Origin of the sequence: Streptococcus suis (assembly GCF_016743335.1) — a bacterium.
Classification (GTDB): domain Bacteria; phylum Bacillota; class Bacilli; order Lactobacillales; family Streptococcaceae; genus Streptococcus; species Streptococcus suis_Y.
This window is the reverse complement of sequence record NZ_WCJE01000094.1, coordinates 1-1,072: the sequence shown is the minus strand read 5'-3', so window position 1 is coordinate 1,072 and position 1,072 is coordinate 1. Positions and strand designations below refer to the sequence as shown.

At 40.0% G+C, this 1,072-nt stretch carries 1 protein-coding gene; it reads right to left on the bottom strand.

Features of this window, described 5'->3' with window-relative positions:
• A partial coding sequence (locus F9856_RS11960) for an ISL3 family transposase (RefSeq protein ID WP_202106728.1) occupies window positions 1-1,072 on the bottom strand: 1,072 nt, incomplete at both ends.

The following is a 1,072-nucleotide window of genomic DNA, read 5'->3' as shown; positions in this document are numbered from 1 at the left end:
CGAAATTCGTTCTCTCTTTCTTTATGTTCAAAGCAATCAAAATCCGTTTTTTAAAGTTTTCAAAGTTCCTGAAACCAAAGGCATTTCTCTTAATGACTTTGATGAGATTGTTAGTAGCTTCCAGTTTGGCGTTGGAATAGGGCAATTCTAGGGCATTCAATACCTTGTCTTTATCCTTTAGAAATGTCTTAAATACCGTCTGGAAAATAGGATTAACATTGGCTATTTCCTGTTTGATAAGGTCAAAGAAATAATCTGAGTTTTTCTCTTGGAAATGAAATAAGAGAAGCTGATAGAGTTGATAGTGTTGTCGTAGTTCCTCTGAAAAAGACAGTAGTTTTTCTAAGATTTCCTTGTTAGTCAAATGCATTCGAAACATAGGGCGATAAAATCGTTTATCATTGATTTTACGACTATCTTGTTGTATCAGTTTCCAGTAGCGTTTCAAGACCTTGTATTCGTGGGATTTTCTATCGAATTGGTTCATGATTTGAATGCGAACGCGGTTCATAGCACGGCTAAGGTGCTGCACAATGTGAAAGCGATCAAGGACGATTTTGGCATGCGGAAAAAGCTGTTTAGCCAATTGGTAGTATGGGCTAAACATGTCCATAGTGATGACTTTAACTCGGTTTCTAGCCTGTCTGGAATAGCGTAGGAAGTGGTTTCTAATCGTGGCTTGCGTGCGTCCATCGAGGATAGTGATGACTTTTAGCGAGTCGAAATCCTGAGCGATGAAACTCATTTTTCCTTTCTTGAAGCCGTACTCATCCCAGCTTATATTCTCAGGCAACCAATTCCAGTCGGTTTTAAATTGGAACTCATTTAGCTTGCGAATGACGGTTGAGGTAGAAACAGCAAGGCGCTTAGTGATATCGGTCATAGACTGTTTTTCAATGAGAAGTTGAGCTATTTTCTGGCGAACGATGTTTGCGATTTGGTGGTTCTTCTTGACCAGAGAAGTTTCCGCGACAGCCATTTTTCCGCACTCCTTACACTTGAAACGGCGCTTTTTCAGGCGAATGAGAGTTTGGTAGCCAGCACACTCCAGATAAGGGATTTTAGAAGCTTT